A 1,202-nucleotide genomic window follows, 5' to 3' on the forward strand; every position below is an offset into this window, starting at 1 on the left:
GTTGGGAGGGGGAGGTCTTTGAGATCGGTGCGTGGGGTGGTGGGGTTTTCAATGGTGGGGCCTGGCTGACCGTCGATGGGCGTCGCGTCGACGTGCACTATCGCGATCTCGACGCCGTTGAGCATGAGTTGGCGGAGGCTCGGGCGGGGCGGTTTCGCTGGGAGCCGTTGATGTTTCATCTCGCCGGGATTCCCAGTTACTTGGTTGTCGCCGAGCTTGCCATCAATGAAGTGGTGCGGGGGGAGCTGCCGCGGCCCGGCTATCCGGAGGCGCTGCGCAAGGCCGCGTCGGGTGAATGGCTTGGCCGGGCTCGGATGACCTTCTCGTACGCGGAGGCCAACAATGCCCCGCGCGGTCAGCGCACCGAGGTTGCGGGCGCCGTCGCCACGGCCGCGATGCAGGCCGGTCACGCCGTGCTCGCCGCGCGTGGGGAGTGGGTGACCAACGAGAAGCGGCTGTTGGAGAGGGCCGGGTTGCGGGGCGTCGACGGCCTTTTGGACGGGATGGGGCGGAGTCCTGGTGAGTTGGCCGCCGTCGTCAGTGCGGTGCGGGAGTTGTGTGTGCGTGCGGTCGACGCGGTTGACGTGGTGGCGCGGGGGTGATCTCCGGGGTGTTCCTGGTGCCCAGGCGGTATGCCTTGCGGTCCTGCCACACGCCGTTCTCCTTCACGATCAAGTGGACCTCGCGGGCCCTGGTGCGTACGGGGAGCGCCGGGGTCAGTTCGCGTTCGAGGGTGTCGTAGGCCGCCTCGTAGGTGATCACACCGCAGCATCACATCGAAGCGTCACATCACGGAAACGCGTACGTCCCTTTCCCTCCAATAACGGGGCTTACCGTTGGTCACGAGCAAGGAAGCAAGGAAGCAAGGCAGGTAAGAAAGCAAGGCAGTAAGAAAGCAAGGCAGTAAGCAAGCCCAGGCCGACGTCGTCCCGCGGCACGCGCATACGTACGTTCCGACGACGACAGGAGAGCGGCCCGGTGAGCCACCCGACGAACCCGCGTGCAGGCGCCCTTCCGCCCTGGCTCGGGCATGCCCTCCGTTTGCAGCGCGGTCCCGTTCCGTGGCACGCCGTGCTGCGGGGTGCGCTTGCCGCGGGGCCGTTGCTTCTCGGTGGTGTGATGGGCGGGCGGCCGTCCCTCGGAGTCGTGGCCGCGCTCGGGGCCATGCTGGCCGGGATCAATGATCGGGCGGGGGGCCGGCG

General features: G+C 67.8%; 1 protein-coding gene and 1 pseudogene. Both read left to right on the forward strand.

What is annotated here, in order from left to right; all coding sequences use genetic code 11:
• On the forward strand, positions 1-602 hold a 602-nt coding region (locus E2651_RS43300), incomplete at its 5' end, for a nucleotidyltransferase domain-containing protein (protein ID WP_245239564.1).
• Positions 603-978: 376 nt separating this feature from the next.
• Positions 979-1,202, forward strand: a pseudogene (locus E2651_RS43305) (FUSC family protein); the annotation flags it as partial.

It is taken from the genome of Streptomyces sp. MZ04, from assembly GCF_004684775.1.
Taxonomy (GTDB): Bacteria; Actinomycetota; Actinomycetes; order Streptomycetales; family Streptomycetaceae; genus Streptomyces.